The sequence below is a fragment of the Streptomyces sp. SID13726 genome, from assembly GCF_010548375.1.
Lineage (GTDB): Bacteria > Actinomycetota > Actinomycetes > Streptomycetales > Streptomycetaceae > Streptomyces.
Map to the genome: position 1 here is coordinate 1 of NZ_JAAGLY010000371.1, position 465 is coordinate 465.

Annotated in this window: 1 protein-coding gene; it reads left to right on the forward strand. The window is 71.8% G+C overall.

Annotated elements, in window-relative coordinates; all coding sequences use genetic code 11:
- Nucleotides 1-260: 260 nt before the first annotated feature.
- A partial coding sequence (locus tag G3I78_RS48130) for a hypothetical protein (RefSeq protein ID WP_164436946.1) occupies nt 261-465 on the forward strand: 205 nt, incomplete at its 3' end.

The following is a 465-nucleotide window of genomic DNA, read 5'->3' on the forward strand; positions in this document are numbered from 1 at the left end:
TGGGGTCGGTGGTCATCGATGACTCGGAGGCCGGGACCGGCCTCGACGCCGGTCCCGCGGCATACCCTCGCACACGTTGACAGCGCTATCAACCCCTTGTGCCCCGATCTCCCGATCTTCCGAACCCGGGGTTGTCCCCCAGTCCGGCGGGGAACCGGGGAACAACCCCGGGTTCGGCAGCGCCAGATCCGCACCGACCGCGCGGCCGGTGCGACGGGCTGCCGACGACCCCGGTGCTCCACACCTGACAGACTCGTCCCGTGACCACCACGACCGGCCGCACCCCGGCTCTCCTCGCGCACGTGCCCGCCCCGACGGGCAAGGCCCCCGACCCGGACGCGCTCTACGAGGGGTTCACCACCTGGGCGACCGAGCAGGGTCTGGAGCTGTACCCGCACCAGAGCGAGGCGCTCATCGAGCTGGTCACCGGCTCGCACGTCATCCTGTCGACGCCCACGGGCTCGG